Source organism: Labrys sp. LIt4 (assembly GCF_017813775.1).
GTDB classification, from domain to species: Bacteria; Pseudomonadota; Alphaproteobacteria; order Rhizobiales; family Labraceae; genus Labrys; species Labrys okinawensis_A.
On sequence record NZ_JAGIPY010000005.1, the window covers coordinates 178,270 to 195,980 of the forward strand.

The 17,711-nt window shown below is 66.0% G+C and carries 13 protein-coding genes; 8 read left to right on the forward strand and 5 right to left on the reverse strand.

Annotated features, from left to right (window positions below; all coding sequences use genetic code 11):
* Positions 1–109 precede the first annotated feature (109 nt).
* Positions 110–1,609, reverse strand: a complete 1,500-nt coding sequence (locus J8I29_RS11525) for a CoA-acylating methylmalonate-semialdehyde dehydrogenase (RefSeq protein ID WP_209431743.1) — start codon at positions 1,607–1,609, stop codon at positions 110–112.
* A gap of 171 nt (positions 1,610–1,780) precedes the next feature.
* On the opposite strand from J8I29_RS11525, the gene J8I29_RS11530 reads away from it, so the two are divergent.
* Positions 1,781–2,668: a LysR family transcriptional regulator gene (locus J8I29_RS11530; RefSeq protein WP_209431744.1), complete on the forward strand. Its 888-nt coding sequence runs from the start codon at positions 1,781–1,783 to the stop codon at positions 2,666–2,668.
* A gap of 100 nt (positions 2,669–2,768) precedes the next feature.
* Here J8I29_RS11530 and J8I29_RS11535 read toward each other — a convergent pair whose 3' ends face one another.
* Positions 2,769–4,007 (reverse strand): MFS transporter, encoded by a 1,239-nt coding sequence (locus J8I29_RS11535; RefSeq protein WP_209431745.1) that lies wholly within the window; start codon positions 4,005–4,007, stop codon positions 2,769–2,771.
* A 246-nt stretch (positions 4,008–4,253) separates the two neighbouring features.
* On the opposite strand from J8I29_RS11535, the gene J8I29_RS11540 reads away from it, so the two are divergent.
* The 4 genes from J8I29_RS11540 (at position 4,254) to J8I29_RS11555 (ending at position 10,500) form a co-directional block, all read left to right on the forward strand.
* A complete protein-coding gene (locus tag J8I29_RS11540) occupies positions 4,254–5,465 on the forward strand; it encodes an alpha-hydroxy acid oxidase (RefSeq protein ID WP_348536005.1) in 1,212 nt (403 codons plus the stop codon).
* A gap of 141 nt (positions 5,466–5,606) precedes the next feature.
* Positions 5,607–7,937 (forward strand): heavy metal translocating P-type ATPase, encoded by a 2,331-nt coding sequence (locus J8I29_RS11545; protein ID WP_209431746.1) that lies wholly within the window; start codon positions 5,607–5,609, stop codon positions 7,935–7,937.
* Between the two features lie 15 nt (positions 7,938–7,952).
* Positions 7,953–9,467: a multicopper oxidase family protein gene (locus J8I29_RS11550; RefSeq protein WP_209431747.1), complete on the forward strand. Its 1,515-nt coding sequence runs from the start codon at positions 7,953–7,955 to the stop codon at positions 9,465–9,467.
* Between the two features lie 286 nt (positions 9,468–9,753).
* Complete coding sequence (locus tag J8I29_RS11555) at positions 9,754–10,500, forward strand: FecR family protein (RefSeq protein ID WP_209431748.1); 747 nt, start codon at positions 9,754–9,756, stop codon at positions 10,498–10,500.
* Between the two features lie 58 nt (positions 10,501–10,558).
* On the opposite strand, the gene J8I29_RS11560 is transcribed toward J8I29_RS11555, so the two are convergent.
* The 3 genes from J8I29_RS11560 to J8I29_RS11570 all read right to left on the reverse strand — a co-directional run bounded on the left by J8I29_RS11560 (position 10,559) and on the right by J8I29_RS11570 (position 13,569).
* Positions 10,559–11,440, reverse strand: coding sequence for an NAD(P)-dependent oxidoreductase (locus tag J8I29_RS11560; RefSeq protein WP_209431749.1), 882 nt, complete (start codon positions 11,438–11,440; stop codon positions 10,559–10,561).
* A 174-nt stretch (positions 11,441–11,614) separates the two neighbouring features.
* Positions 11,615–12,199: a histidine phosphatase family protein gene (locus J8I29_RS11565; protein ID WP_209431750.1), complete on the reverse strand. Its 585-nt coding sequence runs from the start codon at positions 12,197–12,199 to the stop codon at positions 11,615–11,617.
* A gap of 341 nt (positions 12,200–12,540) precedes the next feature.
* Positions 12,541–13,569 carry an aldo/keto reductase gene (locus J8I29_RS11570; RefSeq protein WP_209431751.1) on the reverse strand — a complete coding sequence of 343 codons (1,029 nt, stop codon included), beginning with the start codon at positions 13,567–13,569 and terminating at the stop codon, positions 12,541–12,543.
* Positions 13,570–13,837: 268 nt separating this feature from the next.
* On the opposite strand from J8I29_RS11570, the gene J8I29_RS11575 reads away from it, so the two are divergent.
* From J8I29_RS11575 to J8I29_RS11585, 3 genes are all read left to right on the forward strand, one after another.
* Positions 13,838–14,764 (forward strand): LysR family transcriptional regulator, encoded by a 927-nt coding sequence (locus J8I29_RS11575; RefSeq protein WP_105862512.1) that lies wholly within the window; start codon positions 13,838–13,840, stop codon positions 14,762–14,764.
* A 300-nt stretch (positions 14,765–15,064) separates the two neighbouring features.
* On the forward strand, positions 15,065–15,877 hold the full coding sequence (locus J8I29_RS11580) for a glucose 1-dehydrogenase (RefSeq protein WP_209431752.1): 813 nt from the start codon (positions 15,065–15,067) through the stop codon (positions 15,875–15,877).
* Between the two features lie 103 nt (positions 15,878–15,980).
* Entirely contained in the window at positions 15,981–17,648 is a 1,668-nt protein-coding gene (locus tag J8I29_RS11585) for an OFA family MFS transporter (RefSeq protein ID WP_209431753.1), read from the forward strand.
* Positions 17,649–17,711: the final 63 nt, after the last annotated feature.

Genomic DNA, 17,711 nt, shown 5'->3' on the forward strand with positions numbered 1-17,711 from the left:
CGCAGTGGTGCAGCGCAGATCCGGGATCGCAGGCGGAGTGGGGCTTATTCTGAGCGCGGTCCCGCGTCTTCGGCGCAGCATTGCATGCCGCACCGCGCGCGGGAGGACATTACTTCATCGTGGGCATCACAAAATCGGCGCCGGCGCGGATGCCGGTGGGCCAGCGGCTCGTGATGGTCTTGAGCTTGGTGTAGAAGCGCACGCCCTCGGGGCCATGCATGTGGTGGTCGCCGAACAAGGAGGCCTTCCAGCCGCCGAAGGAGTGGAATGCCATCGGCACCGGGATCGGCACGTTGATGCCGACCATGCCAACCTGGATCTGATGGGCGAACTCGCGGGCGGCATCGCCGTCGCGCGTGAAGATCGCAGTGCCGTTGCCGAATTCATGCTCGTTGATCATGCGGGCAGCGGTGGCATAGTCGGGCGCGCGCGCCACCGACAGCACCGGGCCGAAGATCTCTTCCTTGTAGATCGTCATGTCGGTGGTGACGCCATCGAACAGCGTGCCGCCGAGATAATAGCCGTTCTCATAGCCCTGCATGGTGAAGCCGCGCCCGTCCACCACCAGCCTGGCGCCTTCGGCGACGCCGGTATCGATATAGCCGCGCACCTTGTCGAAATGCTGCTTGGTGACAAGCGGGCCCATCTCGGCTTCCGGATCGGTGCCGGGGCCGATCTTGAGGGCGCGCACCCGGGGTTCCAGCTTGGCGAGCAGCGCCTCGGCGGTGGCTTCGCCGATCGGCACGGCCACCGAGATCGCCATGCAGCGCTCGCCGGCCGAGCCATAGGCCGCGCCCATCAGGGCGTCGACGGCCTGGTCCATGTCGGCATCCGGCATGATGATCATGTGGTTCTTGGCGCCGCCCAGCGCCTGGCAGCGCTTGCCGTTCTGCGAGGCGGTTTCGTAGATGTAGCGGGCGATCGGCGTGGAACCGACGAAGCTGACAGCCGAAATGTCGGGATCGGTAAGGATGGCGTCGACAGCTTCCTTGTCGCCCTGCACGACGTTGAAGACACCGTCCGGCAGGCCGGCTTCCTTGAGCCACTGCGCGAGTAGCAGCGAAGCGGACGGATCGCGCTCCGAGGGCTTGAGGATGAAGCAATTGCCGCAGGCCAGCGCCACCGGGAACATCCACATCGGCACCATGGCGGGAAAGTTGAACGGCGTGATGCCGGCGACGACACCGAGCGGCTGGCGCAGGGAATGGCTGTCGACGCGGGTGCCGACATTCTCCGTCACCTCGCCCTTGAGGAGTTGGGGCGCGGAGGTGGCGAACTCCACCACTTCCATGCCGCGCTGGATCTCGCCCTTGGCGTCTGACAGCACCTTGCCATGCTCGGCCGTAATCACGGCGGCGAGCTCGTCGGTACGTTCTTCCAAGATGTGCAGGAACTTGTTGAGGATGCGGGCGCGGCGCAGCGGGGTGGTGGCGGCCCAGCCGGGAGCGGCGGCCTTGGCGGCAGCAGAGGCCTCGCGCACTTCGGCGATGGAGGCGAGGGCGACTTCGGCCGCGGCTTCGCCGGTGGCGGGATTGTAGACCGCCGCCTTGCGGCCGCTGCGGCCGGCTACCGGCTTGCCGCCGATGAAATGAGAGATCTCGCGCGTCATGCTCTTCCTCCTGTCCTTCGCCTTCCGGTGGGGCGGCGTTCGGCGCGATCTATGCAGTTGATCCGTTCGCACAGCAATGAGAGAGATTGCACTTCCGATGTGCGAAAATTAAAGTCGAGCCGGCGCACGGGCATCCGGAGGCGTCGCACATCCACTCTGGCGAGAGCCCCCATGAACTGGGACCACATCCGCATCTTCCTGGCGGTGGCGCGCAACGGACAACTGCTCGGTGCGGCGCGCCAGCTCGGGCTCAACCATGCCACCGTCGGCCGCCAGCTCACGGCGCTGGAGGAAACGTTCGGGACGCGGCTGGTCGAGCGTCAGACCCAGGGCTGCACATTGACGGCTGCCGGGGAGGCCCTGCTCGTCGCGGCGGAGAAGGCCGAATCCGAATTCCTGCGCGTCGGCGCCCGGGTCTCCGGCACCACGGCGGAGATCAGCGGCACGGTGCGTGTCGGCGCGCCGGACGGCCTGGGCAACTACTTCCTCTCCCATGAACTGGGCGCCCTGGCGGCCCGTCATCCCGAACTGGTGGTGCAGCTGGTGCCGCTGCCGCGAACCTTCTCGCTCTCCCGCCGGGAGGCCGACATCGTGGTGACGCTCGACCGTCCGGTGCAGGGGCGGCTGATGGTCAAGAAGCTGACCGACTATACGCTGAGCGTCTATGCCTCCAGAAGCTATCTCGAGGCAGCCGCTCCCATCGACAGGGAGGAGGACCTTGCCGGGCATCTTTTCGTCACCCATGTCGACGACCTCGTCTATAGCCGGGCGCTCGATTATGCCGAGACGCTGGGCCGGCTGATGCGCCGGCGCTTCGAATGCGGCAGCGTGGTCGCCCAGATGGAGGCTGTCAGGGCCGGCCATGGCATCGGCATCCTGCACGACTATGCCGCCCGGCAATATCCCGAGCTCACCCGCCTGCTGCCGGGCACGCGCTTCACCCGCAGCTATTGGCTGGTCTCCCATCCGGACACGCATAATACCCGCCGCGTCGCCGCCGTCGCCGACCACATCACCCTGCGTGTCCGGGCCGAACGGGCCCATTTCGCCCGGGATTGAGAAGATTTCCTGGGACCGCCGGCATCTTTGCGGCTCTTGATTGCCCACGCTCGCTGGATTGGAAGAGGCCGGTAGGATGCCGGCGGTCCCAGGGAAGCTTTCACACTCGTCCCGAGGCCACCGCGACCTGCGGCGTATCATTGATCGGAAAATGCAGCGCTGCCGCCATCAGGCTGGCAAGGGCGGTCGCCCACCAGACCAGCGTGTAGGAGCCGGTGAGGTCGAAGGTCAGGCCGCCGAGCCAGGCCCCCAGGAAAGATCCGATCTGGTGGCTGAGGAAGCAGATGCCGAACAGGGTGCCGAGATGGCGCACGCCGAAGACCTTGGCGACGAGACCGCTGGTCAGGGGAACCGTGCCGAGCCAGGTCAGGCCCATCACGGCGGCGAAGAGGGTGACAGACGCGTCCGACTTGGGTGCCATGAAGAATGCGGCGATGGCGACGCCCCGGATCAGATAGAGCCAGCCGAGCACATGCTGCTGCCGGTAGCGCCCGCCCAGCCAGCCGCAGGCCCAGCTTCCCGCCATGTTGAACAGGCCGATCAGGGCGAGGGCCTTCGCCCCGGTGCCCGAAGGCATGTGACAGAGCGAAAGATAGCCCGGCAGATGGGTGGCGATGAAGGCGAGCTGGAAGCCGCAGGTGAAGAAGCCGAGCGTGAGAAGGCAGTAGCCGCGATGACCGAGTGCCTGTTCGAGCGCCGCCCTCAGCGGCAGGGCAGCCTCCTCCGTCCCGGCTGTACCCTGTCGCGACCGCCCGTCCAGGAACAGGCCGAAAGGGGCGGCTGCGAGCATCACCAGCGCCAGCACGACGAGGGCGGTGGAGAGGCCCGAATGTTCCGAGACGATCTGGGCCAGGGGAACCATCGCGACCTGTCCGAACGAACCGCCGGCACTGGCAATGCCCATGGCCATGCTGCGCTTTTCGGGCGAGGTCCCGCGGCCGACCGCGGTCAGCACGACACCGAAGGCCGTGCAGCTGATGCCGATGCCGACCAGGATGCCGAGACCGAGGACCAGCATGAGGCCCGATGGCGCCATGGCGGCAATGCCGAGGCCCAGCGCGAACATGGCGGCGCCGAATGCCACCACGGGCGCCGAGCCATAGCGGTCGGCCGCGGCTCCCGCAAAGGGCTGCGCCACGCCCCAGACCAGGTTGTGAATGGCGATGGCAAAGGCGATCAGGGTGACGGGAAGGCCCCGGTCGAGCGAGAAGGGCTCGACGAAGAGGCCGAAGGTCTGCCGGATGCCCATGGCCGCGCTCAGGATGACGGCGGCGGACAGGATGAGCAGCGTCTGGCGGCTGTAGGCCGGCCTGACGTTGATTGGATCGGACAGGGCCATTCCACCTCCTATCGCGTATTGCTCCAGGAAGAGGGCGATCGCGTTCGCGCCGGTGCCGCTTCATTCCCGCTTTTCGAGAGAGCTCGATCGATGGCAGGGACGATTCACCCGAATGGCCGGTCTGTACACTCACTGTACGGTATACCTGTATGGTGAACGGTACGCTTGATTGACGAAACGGCTCTGCTTGCGCCAAGGGATAGAGGGGCGAGGCGAAAACGATCCAGGCCGGAGAAGACAGCAAGAGTGCCCGACAATTCGCATTCCCGAACCGTGATCACCGCCCGCCGCATTGAAGCCAATGTGCCGCGGTCCCTGCGGCGCTTCCTGGCGCTCGAGGATTTCGAGCCGGTCGCCCGCCGGCATCTGCCGCGCCAGATTTATGGCTATTATGCCGGTGCCGCCGAGACGAATGCCGCGCATGCCGGCAACAGCCGGGCGCTGGCCGCCCTCGGGCTGGTGCCGCGTGTCCTCGTCGATACCAGGGCTCGCTCGACACGCCATGCCCTGTTCGGCCATGCCTATTCCCTGCCGGTCGGCATAGCGCCCATGGGGCTGTCGGGCCTCGCCACCTTCGAAGGGGATCTGGCTCTCGCCAAAGCCGCGGCGGCCGAGGGCGCCCTGATGGTGGCCAGCGCCACCTCGCTGATGCCCTTGGAAAGGCTGGCGGAAGAGGGAAAGGCCCGCTGGTTCCAGACCTACCTGCCGGGCGAGCCCGAACGCATCAGGCGCATGGTGGCGCGCGTGGCGGCTGCAGGCTACGAGACGCTGGTGCTCACCGCCGACGTGCCGGTGGCCGCCAATCGCGAGAACAATGCCCGCACCGGCTTTTCGGCACCCTTGAAGCCAAGCCTGAGATTGTTCTGGGACGGCATCACCCATCCGTCCTGGTCACTGGGCACCTTCGCGCGCACTTTGGCCGGCGGTATGCCGCGTTTCGAGAACATGGATGCCTTTCGCGGACCGACCCTGCTGTCCCGCAATGCGGTGCGGGATATCGGCGCCCGTGACGGCCTCGACTGGAGCCATCTCGATCTCATTCGGCAGTTGTGGCCCGGCAGGCTGGTGGTGAAGGGCATTCTAGCCCCCGAGGATGTCACGATCGCGCGCGAGAGGGGTGTCGATGGCGTCTGGATCTCCAACCATGGCGGGCGCCAGCTCGACACGGCGATCGCCCCCATGTCGGTCCTGCGCGATGCCGTTTCGGCGGCCGGCGGGATGGCCGTACTGATCGATGGCGGCTTTCGTCGGGGGACGGACGTTCTCAAGGCGCTGGCGCTCGGGGCCGACTTCGTCTTTGTCGGCCGCCCGTTCTTGTTCGCCGCCGCCGTCGGCGGGGAGCGCGGTATCCGCCACGCCCTTGGTCTCCTGCAGGCGGAGATCGCGCGCAACATGGCCATGCTGGGCGTGAGCCGCCTCGACGAACTGCAGCCGATGCATGTGCGGGCGGTGGGCTGATCGAGGCGTATCACCCCGAAGCCAAAACAAATCGCCAGCCTTCCCAACACCCCCTTGACCTTCCCACGGTGTCAAGCCCTACGCCCTTCTCGGAAGGCTGGGAGTCCAGCGGGAATAATCCGAGAAGCATGGGACGGGCTGATGAACGACCCTCACCACCATCACCACGATCATGCCGGGGCACATTCCGGCGTGAAGGATCCCGTCTGCGGCATGGAGGTCGATCCGGCGGCCGCCAGGCATTCGCTCCGGCATGAGGGGCGGCCCTATTATTTCTGCTCGGCCGGCTGCAAGTCGAAATTCGAGGCGGAGCCGGGACGTTATCTCGGCAAAGCCGAGCCCCTCGCAGCCGCGCCCGCCGGCACGATCTACACCTGCCCGATGCATCCCGAGATCCGGCGGGAGGGACCGGGTTTCTGCCCGATTTGCGGCATGGCGCTCGAGCCCCTGCAGGTCACGGCCGAAGCGGGTCCCAATCCCGAACTCGCGGATATGACGCGCCGCTTCCGGGTCAGCCTGGCGCTGAGCCTTCCTATCCTCGTCCTGGAAATGGGAGCCCACCTGGTTCCCGCGCTGCATCATCTGGTGCCACCGGCCCAATCGGCCTGGATCCAGCTCGTCCTCGCCAGCATCGTGGTGCTGTGGGGCGGCTGGCCCTTCTTCGTCCGCGGCTGGCAGTCGGTGCTGCGCCGCAGCCTCAACATGTTCACGCTGATTGCCATGGGCACCGGTATCGCCTGGGTCTACAGCCTGGTGGCGGTGCTCGCCCCTGGCCTGTTCCCCGAGGTCTTCCGTGGCGATGACGGCAGCGTGGCCGTCTATTTCGAGGCGGCTGCGGTGATCACCGTGCTGGTGCTGCTCGGTCAGGTGCTCGAACTCAGGGCCCGCGAACATACGTCGGGAGCGATCCGCGCCTTGCTCAACCTCGCCCCCAAGACGGCGACACGGGTAAGGGAGGACGGCTCGGAGGAGGAGATTACGCTCGACAAGGTGGCGGTGGGTGACCGCCTGCGCATCCGTCCCGGCGAGAAGGTGCCGGTGGACGGCAGCGTGCTCGAGGGGCGCTCCTCGCTCGACGAGGCGTTGGTAACCGGCGAATCCATGCCGGTGAGCAAGGCCGCGGGCGACAGCGTCATCGGCGGCACGCTCAACCAGACCGGCGCCCTGGTGATCCGGGCCGAGAAGGTCGAAGGCGACACCATGCTGGCCCAGATCGTGCAGATGGTGTCGCAGGCGCAGCGTTCGCGTGCCCCGATCCAGCGCCTGGCCGACCAGGTCGCCGGCTGGTTCGTGCCGCTGGTCATCCTGGTCGCGGCGGCGGCCTTCATCGCCTGGGCAGTGTTCGGGCCGGAGCCTCGCTTTGCCTATGGGCTGGTCGCGGCGGTGACCGTGCTGATCATCGCCTGTCCCTGTGCTCTCGGCCTGGCGACGCCGATGTCGATCATGGTCGGCGTCGGCAAGGGCGCCGGCCTCGGCGTGCTCGTCCGGAATGCCGAGGCACTGGAGCGGCTGGAGAAAGTCGATACCCTGGTGGTCGACAAGACCGGCACGCTTACCGAAGGACGCCCGAGTCTCATCGCCATACGGCCCGCCGAAGGTTTTGGGGAGGACGAGTTGCTTCGGCTGGCCGCCAGCGTGGAGCGCGCCTCCGAACATCCTCTGGCCCGGGCGGTGGTCGCGGCCGCAGAGGCGAAGGGACTTGCCTTGTCTCCTGTTGCCGATTTCGACTCCCCCACCGGCAAGGGCGCGCGGGGCTCGGTCGAGGGCCGGCTCGTTCTCCTGGGCAATGCGGCCTTCATGGCGCAGGAGGGCGTTGCGGTCGCCCTAGCTGCCGAGGCCGATCAACTGCGCGAGGACGGGGCAACCGTGATCCTCGCTGCCGTCGAGGGTCGCCTGGCCGGCCTGCTCGCCATTGCCGATCCGGTCAAGCAAACCACGCCGGCTGCTCTGGCCGCCCTGCGCGAGGAGGGCATCCACGTCGTGATGGTGACCGGGGACAATCGGGTCACGGCCGAGGCCATCGCCCGCCGTCTCGGCATCGATACGGTCGAGGCCGAGGTCCTGCCCGAACGCAAGAGCGCGCTGGTCGAGGCCTTCAAGCGCGAAGGCAAGGTCGTGGCCATGGCGGGCGACGGCGTCAACGATGCGCCGGCCCTGGCCGCGGCCGATGTCGGCATCGCCATGGGCGCGGGCACCGATGTGGCGATCGAGAGCGCCGGCGTCACCCTGGTCAAGGGCGATCTCGTGGGGATCGTCAGGGCAAGACGGTTGTCGCAGGCCACCATGGCCAATATCCGCCAGAATCTCTTCCTCGCCTTCGTCTACAACGCGGCCGGCGTGCCCGTCGCGGCAGGCGTGCTCTACCCCCTCTTCGGCATTCTGCTGTCGCCCATCTTCGCGGCGGCCGCCATGGCGCTCTCTTCCGTCAGCGTGATCGCCAATGCGTTGCGGCTGCGCACGCGCCAGTTCTGAGTAAGGATCATGGATATGAACAGACGCGAATTTCTGCTCTCGGGCGTTGCCGCCCTGGTGATTTCAGGGCCGGCCGCGGCACAGATGCAGGATCATTCCAAGCACGGCATGCATGACATGCCGGGCATGTCCGGCGAGGACGGCAAGACGGCGGCTCCCGAGGCGTTGCCCACACTGCCCGAAGGGGCGCCGCTGCGCGACCTGCCTCGCCTCGCCAACCGCGCCGACGAGCCCGGGCGTTTCGAGGCCGAACTCACGGCCAAGCCTGCCACCGTGCGTTTTGCCGAGGGGATCGATACGCCCATCCTCGCCTATAATGGCGAGGCACCCGGCCCTCTGATCGAAGTGACCGAGGGCGACAAGGTCGCCATCCGTTTCGCCAATCGCTTGCCGGGCGAAGAGACCACCATCCACTGGCATGGCATGCCGGTGCCGGCGGACCAGGACGGCAATCCCATGGACCCGGTGTTGTCCGGCGGCGAACGGCTCTATGCCTTCGAGCTGCCGGAAGGCAGCGCCGGCAGCTACTGGTATCATCCCCATCCTCATGGCCGCACGGCCGAGCAGGTCTATCTCGGTCTCGCCGGCGCCTTCATCGTCAAGCCCCGGCAGGATCCGATCCCGGCCGCCTATGGCGATACCCCGCTGTTCTTCACCGATCTGCGGCTGGCGGCGGACGGCCTGATCCCGGCCAACACCATGGCGGACCTGATGAATGGGCGGGTCGGCGACCATGTCCTGGTCAACGGCCAGAAGAAGCCCACCCTAACGCTGCCAGCCGGCAGCCGGCGGCGCTTCCGCCTGTTCAACGCCAGCAATGCCCGCTTCCTGCATCTGACTTTCGGTGAAGCAGCCATGACGCTGATAGGCAGCGATGGCGGCCTTCTGGAAGCACCGGTCACCGGGCTCCGGACGATCGATCTCGCTCCCGGCGAACGGGCCGAGATCGTCGTCGCCTTCGACAGGCCGGGGCGGCTGGTGCTCAGGACGGAGGACGTCGATCACGGCTGGATGGGGCCCGGACGCCCCGATATGGCTGCCGAACTGATGACCGTCGAGGTGACGGCGGACAAGGCCGAGCCGGCACCGGCTCTGCCGGCAAGGTTGCGCAGCATCGCCGATCTCGGTTCGCCCGCCGTCAGGCGGCGCTTCGAGTTCACCGAGACCATGTCGATGGGGGAGGGCGGCATGAAGATGGCCTTCCTCATCAATGGTGCCTCCTTCGACATGAACCGTGTCGACGTCGTCGCCAAGGCGGGGCAGACCGAATTGTGGGAGGTCGTCAATCGTGCCGACATGGATCACCCTTTCCATCTTCACGGCACGCAGTTCCAGGTGGCGGAAACCGAGCGGGACGGCCGCGTGAGCAAGGCGCCTTATCGCGCCTGGAAGGATACGGTCAATGTGGCGCGCGGCGAAACCGTGCGTTTGCTGGTGCGGCAGGACCTGCCGGGTCCGCGCATGTATCACTGCCACATCCTGGAACATGAGCAACTGGGAATGATGGGGGTCGCCGAGGTGCAGGCTTGACCAAATCTGCCACTTCTGGAGTAGAAGTCTAGAACTTCTGCATGAGCGAGAGGGGCTTGTAGACGAAAGGGTTTCAGCTAGGATGAATGACTGGCCGCAAACAAGGAACGCGAGGAACTTACTTTGCGGCCGGTACCGGAAGAAGACTGCGCATCAAGAATAGAGCGGTACCATCGTCTGCGGACATTCGTCGAAACGGATCGTCGCGGCAGGGAGGAAGCCGCCGGCTTGGCGGTGTCGGGTCCGGTTTGCCGCTGATCCGCCAACCTGTCTGGAAGACCTCATCATGCCGATCCACCGCCGTTCCCTCCTGGCTGGCCTGCTCCTCGCGGGAATACGGCCGGACAGAGTCCTGGCTCGGGCGGCCGCGGAGGCGGGCTCGATCCTGGGAGCCAGCGGCGAAAGCACCGCTCAGGCGCGCGGCCGTATCCGTCTCCTCTCGGTCGGCGATCCCGTCTATCTCAACGATCTCCTGGCGACCGGCGAGAGGGCGCGACTGTCTGCGCAGCTTGGCGACGCCACCCGCCTGCTGCTGGGCGCCCGCACGAGGGTGCGCATCGACAAGTTCCTGATAGACCGTGGCGGCCGGCTGGTGCTCGAGCGCGGCGCCATCATGTTCGACCGCGCGCATGACCGTCCCTCAGGCGAACTCAGCGTGACGACGCCCTTCGGCCTGATCGCCGCGCGCGGCACGCGCTTCTTCGCCGGGCCGAGCTGGGGCAAGTTCGGCGTCTATGTCGAGGATGGCGTCGTCGACGTCGCCACCAGAGGGGGAACGGTGCGTCTCACCCCGGGTTTCGGTACCGAGCTCACCGGCATGCAGGCCGCGCCGGCTGCGCCTGCGCCCTGGAGTCCGCTGCGCATCAGCGAGGCGCGCAGCGTCGTGGTCGGGCCGCGCAACACTTTTGGCGGTGGTGACATGTCGCCGCTCGGCGGCGGCAGCACACCGCCGTCAGGCGGTGGTGGCGCGGCGCCGTTAGGCGGCGGCACCTCGCTGAATCACACATCGGGCGGCAGCCATCCGAAGCCCTAGTTCTACTGTGTCACTGGATTGGAACAGACTGGGGCAAGTGGTCGCCGATTGAGCGTTTTTACCTCGTTGAGTGCCTCGATCGCGCCTCGATGGCGCGGATGACGGCAGCCATGTCGGCACCGCCCAGGCCGAGACCCTGCGTTTCGCCATAGAGGGCGTGGCAGAGATCGAGCAGGGGCGAGGCGAGCCCGGCGTGGCGGGCGGCCTCGGCGACCAGTCGGTTGTTCTTCAGGACGTCGGTGATCGAGGCCTGCACCGCGAAATCGCCCTCGACCAGTTTTTGCAGCTTGATGCGGGAGACCGGGCTCGCCATCGGGCCGGCATCGAGAATGGCCTGGAATTGCCGCATGTCGAGACCATGCCGTTCAGCGAAATGGGCGGCCTCGGCCAGTCCCGTCACCATGGTGATCAGGAACAGGTTGACGGCAAGCTTCATGGTCAAGGCGCCGGGAACCGTCCCGCAGTCGAAAGCCTGATGGCACATCGCATCGATCAGGGGACGGATCTCCGCGAGTGCGGCGGCATCACCCGCCAGCATGCCCACGAGCTGCCCGGCTTCGGCCGGCTTGCGCGAGCCGGAAACCGCGGCCTCGACATATTGGCCGCCGGCGGCGCGGATCTCCTCGTCGAGCCGGCGCGAATCCTCTGGCGAGATTGTGCCCATCTGCACGATGATATGATCGGCAGTACGGCTTTTGAAATCCGCTGTGCCGCGGCCGAGCACCGCATCGATCGCAGCCATGTCCGCCAGCATCAGGATCACGATGCGCGCTTTGGCGAAGACCTCGTCGAGGCTGCCGGCCACTTCGGCCCCGGCAGCCTGCAGGCCGGCGCATTTATCCGGGGAGCGGTTCCAGACCAGCAGCGGCGTTGCCGCCCGTACGAGATTGAGCGCCATGGGCTCTCCCATGACGCCGAGACCGATGAAGCCGACAGGCATGATGACGCGTTTCTTGTCCAGAGATGCTCAGGAAAGGGATCCTAATGCCTCGGCCAGACGGCGATCTTGAATGATTGTGCGGGAGAGGTGGCGTTGGCCCAACCTTGCCGGCAATGACGTCGCCATGGGTTTCGCATGGATGGTTGTTTTCGGCTGCGGTCCTCGGGCCGTGGATCAGGGGTCGATAGGCTTCCAGCCATGCAGCACGCGCCGGCTCGCCACGTCCAGGGCAAAGTAGTTGCCGCCGCCGGCCGGCTGGTCGTAGCGGCGGTCGATCGGCACGGACAGAAGATGGCAGAGCAGCAGAGCGCCGACCCCGCCATGGGCGACAAGGGCGATGTCGCCTTCGCCCTCATCCCTGTCCAGGATGGCGGTGACGGCCGCGACGATGCGGGCCTGGGCGTCGGCCGCGCGCTCCCAGCCGCGAATGCTCTGCTCGGGATTGGCAAAGAATGCGTCGGCGGTCGTCTCGAATTCCTGTGGCGGCAGGAAGCCGGTTGCCGATCTGTCGTTCTCGTGCAGGGCCGGCACGATCTGCAGCTTGAGGCCGAGAGGGGTTGCCAGGATCTCGCCGCCGTCCCGAGCCTTGCGCTCGTCGCTGGCATAGACGCTGCCGATGCCCGCCACGAAGCCCTGCCGGTTGAAGGCTTCGTGCCGAGTTCGCCCTTTGGCCGACAGGCGCCATTGCGGCACCGGGATGGCGGGATCGATCTCGACTTCCGCATGGGTGATGAAATAGGCAGTCCTGACGGTACCCAAGCGACTGTCTCCGATGAAAGCCGGACCATCTTGGCCGAAGAGGCGGGCGATGGCCAACCCGTCCGGCCGGAATGTCTCGGGTCTGGCATTACAGTCGTCGTGGCAATTGCGATGCCGTTTCCTTCGTCATTGCGAACGCAGCGGAGCAATCCTGAAGTCAGGAGCGGAATGACTGACCCGTTCGTGAGGTTCGTTTTGTCATCACCGGCGGAGTCGAAGACCCCGGGAAGGGGATCCAGGGGCTATGAACGCACCGGATAGCCCAGGATCCCAGTCACAAGCCCTCTCTCGCTACGCTCGCGAGCGGCTCAGCCGGGGATGACGCTATTCCGCCTTAATGCTCAGCTCGCCGGCAGGCGGGTGGCGCTCTGCCGCTCGATCATCCAACCGGGATATTCGCGCGGCAGGGCGCTGACTTCGGTGAGCCGGGCGAGTTCGTCCGCGCTCAATACGACATCAGCCGCGGCGAGATTGTCGTCGAGCTGCTCGACCGTTTTGGCGCCGATGATCACCGACATCACGAAGCGCTGGTGCAGCACGAAGGCGAGGGCGATGCGGGCGACGGAAACGCCGCGGGCTTCCGCGATCCCGCGCATCACGTCGATGCAGGCGAAGGCACGATCCTTGTCGACGGGCGGGAAATCGAAATTGGTCCGGCGCGAGCCGTCGGGACCATTGCCGTCGCGGTCGATCTTGCCCGAGAGCAGGCCGCCGGCAAGCGGGCTCCACACCATCAGCCCGAGCTTCTCGGCTTCGAGCAGCGGCACGATCTCGCGTTCGAGGTCGCGGCCCGCGATGGTGTAATAGGCCTGCAGGGTCGAGGGTCTCGTCCAGCCGTGGCGGTCGGCGAGGCCCAGGGCCTTCATGATCGTCCAGGCCGACCAATTGGAGATGCCGACATAGCGAATGTGACCCTGCCGCACGAGATCGTCGAGGGCACGCATGGTTTCCTCGATCGGCGTGAAGCGATCGAGGCCGTGGATCTGGTAGAGATCGATATAGTCGGTGCCCAGGCGCTTCAGGCTGGCCTTGACTGCATCCATGATATGGCCGCGGGAGGCGCCCCGATCGTTCGGTCCCGGCCCGACCACGCCGAGCGCCTTGGTGGCCAGCACGACGTCGGAGCGTTTGCGGCCGGAATTGACGATGGCCCGCCCCGTGATCTCTTCCGACACCCCGCCGGAATAGACGTCGGCCGTGTCGATGAAATTGACGCCGGCGTCGAGGGCGCGGGCAACGATACCGTCGGCGACCGCCTGATCGAGCGTGCCGATCACATTCCAGAATTCGCTGCCGCCACCGAAGGTCATGGTGCCCAGGCAGAGTTCCGATACGAGCAGGCCGCTGCCGCCAAGTGTCTTGTAGCGCATGAGATGATGTCCAGGAAATGAAGGTGCATCCTGCCGTCCAGGCGGCATGGAAAGGCGCGGGATCCCGTCTCGCGTCCAGGAGGAAATTAGGCCATGACGGCCGCCATCAAAAGCCGGCGGCTGCTCCACAGGCTGTATAGCTGTGCTATATAATGGTGAAGAGCGGCATCGACCAAACTTGCCGCGCCTGTCTGCCGCGATTTTCTCAACCCAGGTCGAAAATCATTATAAGCCTTTGACATGACACTCTTAATCCGACGATGCGCCGATGGCACGCAGTGACCCCTTCGACGGCCTCACCGAATTTCTCGCCATTGTCCGCCGAGGCAGTTTCCGAGCCGCGGCAATCGAACTCGGGGTCACGGCCGGTGCCGTCAGCCAGGCGCTGCAGGGGCTGGAGCGGCGGCTCGGCCTGCCGCTTCTGCACCGGACGACGCGCAGCATCGCCTTGACCGAGGATGGCGAGCGCCTGCTCTCCCAGCTCGGGCCGGCCGCCGAGACCATCGTCGGCGTGCTCGATGAGCTCGTGCAGTCACGGCTGGAGCCGTCGGGAACGCTGCGCCTGCTGGTGCATCGCATGGCGCTCGTGCATGTGCTCGAACCCGTCCTGCCGCAATTTCACCGGCGCTGGCCGGAGATGCGCGTGGATGTGACGGTCGATTCGACCCATGCCGAACTCGTGGAGGGCGGGTTTGATGCCGGCATCCGTGTCGGCGAATTCATCGACAGGGATATGATCGCGGTGCGCGTCACCCCGATCTTCCGCTGGGTGGTGATGGCGGCGCCGGCCTATCTGGCGCGACGGGGCCGGCCGCAGGTGCTGGAGGACATCGCCGGACACGAATGCCTGCGCTATCGGCGCCCGGATGTCGGCGACATCTATCGCTGGGAGTTCGAGCGCGATGGCCAGGCGCTCAGTATCGATCCGCCCGGCGCCATCGTCGCCAATGATCCCGGCCTGCTGCGCTCTCTGGCTGTGCAGGGCATGGGCCTGCTCTATGGCTCGACCCTGCAATCGGCCAAGGAATTGGAACAAGGCCTGCTGGAGCCCGTCCTGGAAGAGTTTTCGCCGGCGGGCGACGCCCTCTTCATCTATTTCCCCAGAACCAGCCGCAGCCAACCCAAGCTGAGGGCCTTCGTGGAGGCCTGCACCGAGCATCTGCGCCAGTCCGCTGCTTTCCAGCCTTCCGCCTGAAGCATTGTCGAGGAAAGTCGATCGGTAGATGTGCGCCTCGTCGCCCTGGATGCGCTACAGCATGCAGGAGGTGACCCTGTCATTTTACGCCAAAACGTTTCATCTCGCCCAGTGTACCCTTTGCTCCAACCTTGGTTGATGCCAGAGATGATTATGTCGGACTTTTGAGTCGGGACATCGGCCCCTCTTGGAGGGCGGCCACAGTCTCAAGAACAAGCAGGCTCCGGGGCGGTCCATACCGCTGTCGTGGCACTGCGCAGGCGCCTTTCCCGAAAATGGCGTCAAGTGAGGAAACCGAACATGGGCGTGCAGGAACAACAAGCGAAGCAGGGTGGCGGCACAGTAAGCCTTTCCGGCTTCTTTGGCCTCGAGGGCAGAGTTGCCGCGGTGACCGGCGGGGGCAGCGGTATCGGCCTGGCGGCCGCGCAGGCCCTGGCAGCCGCCGGTGCGCAGGTCGTCATCCTCGACCGGGCGCCGGTGGCAGACGATGTGCTCGCCGGCGTCGCTGGGAACCGGCCTGCCGAGGCCCTCGTCATGGACGTGACCGATGAAGCCGAAGTGGCGGCGCGTTTTACGGAGATCGTCGCCCGCCACGGCCATGTCGACATTCTCGTCAACAATGCCGGTCTCGCCATCCGGGACGCTGCCGTCGATCTCAGCCTGGAGGCATGGGACAAGGTGGTGGCCGTCAATATGACCGGCGTCTTCCTGTGCGCGCGCACGGCCGCCCGCCACATGATCGCAGCCGGGCGGGGTGGCGCGATCATCAACACCGCCTCGATCATGGCCCTCTCGGGCGGCGGCATCTATCCCAATATCTCCTACCAGACCACCAAGGGCGCCATCGTCAATCTCACCCGTGCCCTGGCGGTGGAGTGGGCCCCGCATCGCATCCGGGTGAACGCCGTCGCTCCCACCTATGTCCGTACGCCCTTCATCGCGCCCCTTCTGGCCCAGCCCGAACTGATGCAGCGGATCGAGGCGATGACGCCGTTGCGCCGGATCGCCGAGCCGCATGAGGTCTCGCCGGCCATCCTCTTCCTCGCCAGTCCGGGCGCCGCCATGGTGACCGGCCATACCCTGCCGGTGGATGGCGGATATCTAGCTCAGTAAAGCCAAGGTGAAGGCGTTGCGTAATCCTCGATTTCGTGGAAGTTTGCGCGCGAGAGTGGCGCTTTATCCGCAAAATTAAGAAGAAAATATTGAGGAAATACCAATGAATAGCAGTGCTTCTGCTGAGGCCGGTATCCTGTCGCCTGGTTTGTTGGATCGTGAACGCATCGTGGCGCGGCCGGGCTTCAATCGCTGGCTCGTGCCCCCTGCGGCACTCGCCATCCATTTGTGCATCGGCATGGCCTATGGCTTCAGCGTATTCTGGCTGCCTCTCGGACAGGCGCTCGGTATCAGCAAACCGGTAGCCTGCGCGGTCGATCCCGGCTTTTGGGGCGCTCTCGCGGGCCTGGGGAGAGCCCTGTTCACCACCAGCTGCGACTGGCGCGTTTCCGACCTCACGCTGACCTATACGCTCTTCTTCGTGCTGCTCGGTTCCGCCGCCGCCATCTGGGGCGGCTGGCTGGAACGGGCCGGGCCGCGCAAGGCGGGCGTCGTGGCCGCTCTATGCTGGTGCGGCGGGCTGCTCATCTCGGCTGTCGGTGTCTATATTCACCAGCTCTGGCTGATCTGGCTGGGTTCGGGCGTGATTGGCGGCATCGGCCTTGGCCTCGGCTATATCTCCCCCGTCTCCACCTTGGTCAAATGGTTCCCCGACAGGCGCGGCATGGCCACCGGCATGGCGATCATGGGCTTCGGTGGCGGCGCGATGATCGGCTCTCCCCTGGCCGACATCCTGATGAATCATTTCAAGAGCGCCGACGGGGTGGGCGTCTGGCAGACTTTCGTGACGCTCGCGGTGATCTACTTCGTCTTCATGATGGCGGGCGCCTTCGGCTATCGCGTGCCGCCGGCGGGTTGGCGCCCGGAAGGGTGGATGCCGCCCGAGAGCACCAAGGCGATGATCACCTCGGGTCATGTGCATCTGTCCAATGCCCATAAGACCCCGCAATTCTGGCTGATCTGGGCCGCGCTCTGCCTCAACGTCTCCGCCGGCATCGGCGTGCTCGGCATGGCCTCGCCGATGCTGCAGGAGATCTTCGCCGGCTCGCTGATCGGCAAGCCCGAAATCGCCTTCGGGGCGCTCGATCCAGGGCAGGCCAAGCTGGTTGCCACCATCGCGGCGAGCTTCGTCGGCCTGCTCTCCTTGTTCAACATCTTCGGGCGCTTCTTCTGGGCCTCGCTCTCCGACAAGCTCGGCCGCAAGCTCACCTACGCCACCTTCTTCGGCCTCGGCATCGTGCTTTATGCCTCGGCGCCCTGGGCCGCCCATGCCGGGCTGCTGGCGGTGTTCGTGGCCTTCTTCTGCGTGATCGTCTCGATGTATGGCGGCGGTTTTGCCACCGTGCCGGCCTATCTCGCCGACATGTTCGGCACCCAGTTCGTCGGCGCCATCCATGGCCGCCTGCTGACGGCCTGGTCGACGGCGGGGATCGTCGGACCGGTGGTGATCAACTATATCCGTGACGCCCAGATTGCCGCGGGCGTGCCGCGCGCACAGGTCTATGACCGCACCATGTATGTGCTCGCCGGCATGCTGGCCGTCGGCTTTGTCGTCAATCTCATGATCAAGCCGGTGGCCTCCCGCTGGTTCATGAGCGATGCCGAGGTGGCGGCCCTGCAGAAGAGCGGCGGGACACAGGAGGCGAGGTCCTCGGGAATCGGGCGGGGCGGGCTGAACGGTCCGGCCGCGCTGGCCTGGCTTGCTGTCGGCATTCCCATCCTCTGGGGCGTATGGATCACCTTCTCCAACGCTTTAAAGCTGTTCCACTAGCACGCTGAAGCTGTCATTCCCGGCCGAGCGTAGCGAGGGGAAGGAAACCAGGGGCAATCGTCG

Bases quoted from the DNA above. Each gene is read 5' to 3' on its own strand.
- J8I29_RS11525 (WP_209431743.1), bottom strand. From the start codon at position 1,609: ATGACGCGCGAGATCTCTCATTTCATCGGCGGCAAGCCGGTAGCCGGC.
- J8I29_RS11530 (WP_209431744.1), top strand. From the start codon at position 1,781: ATGAACTGGGACCACATCCGCATCTTCCTGGCGGTGGCGCGCAACGGA.
- J8I29_RS11535 (WP_209431745.1), bottom strand. From the start codon at position 4,007: ATGGCCCTGTCCGATCCAATCAACGTCAGGCCGGCCTACAGCCGCCAG.
- J8I29_RS11545 (WP_209431746.1), top strand. From the start codon at position 5,607: ATGAACGACCCTCACCACCATCACCACGATCATGCCGGGGCACATTCC.
- J8I29_RS11550 (WP_209431747.1), top strand. From the start codon at position 7,953: ATGAACAGACGCGAATTTCTGCTCTCGGGCGTTGCCGCCCTGGTGATT.
- J8I29_RS11555 (WP_209431748.1), top strand. From the start codon at position 9,754: ATGCCGATCCACCGCCGTTCCCTCCTGGCTGGCCTGCTCCTCGCGGGA.
- J8I29_RS11560 (WP_209431749.1), bottom strand. From the start codon at position 11,440: ATGCCTGTCGGCTTCATCGGTCTCGGCGTCATGGGAGAGCCCATGGCG.
- J8I29_RS11570 (WP_209431751.1), bottom strand. From the start codon at position 13,569: ATGCGCTACAAGACACTTGGCGGCAGCGGCCTGCTCGTATCGGAACTC.
- J8I29_RS11575 (WP_105862512.1), top strand. From the start codon at position 13,838: ATGGCACGCAGTGACCCCTTCGACGGCCTCACCGAATTTCTCGCCATT.
- J8I29_RS11580 (WP_209431752.1), top strand. From the start codon at position 15,065: ATGGGCGTGCAGGAACAACAAGCGAAGCAGGGTGGCGGCACAGTAAGC.
- J8I29_RS11585 (WP_209431753.1), top strand. From the start codon at position 15,981: ATGAATAGCAGTGCTTCTGCTGAGGCCGGTATCCTGTCGCCTGGTTTG.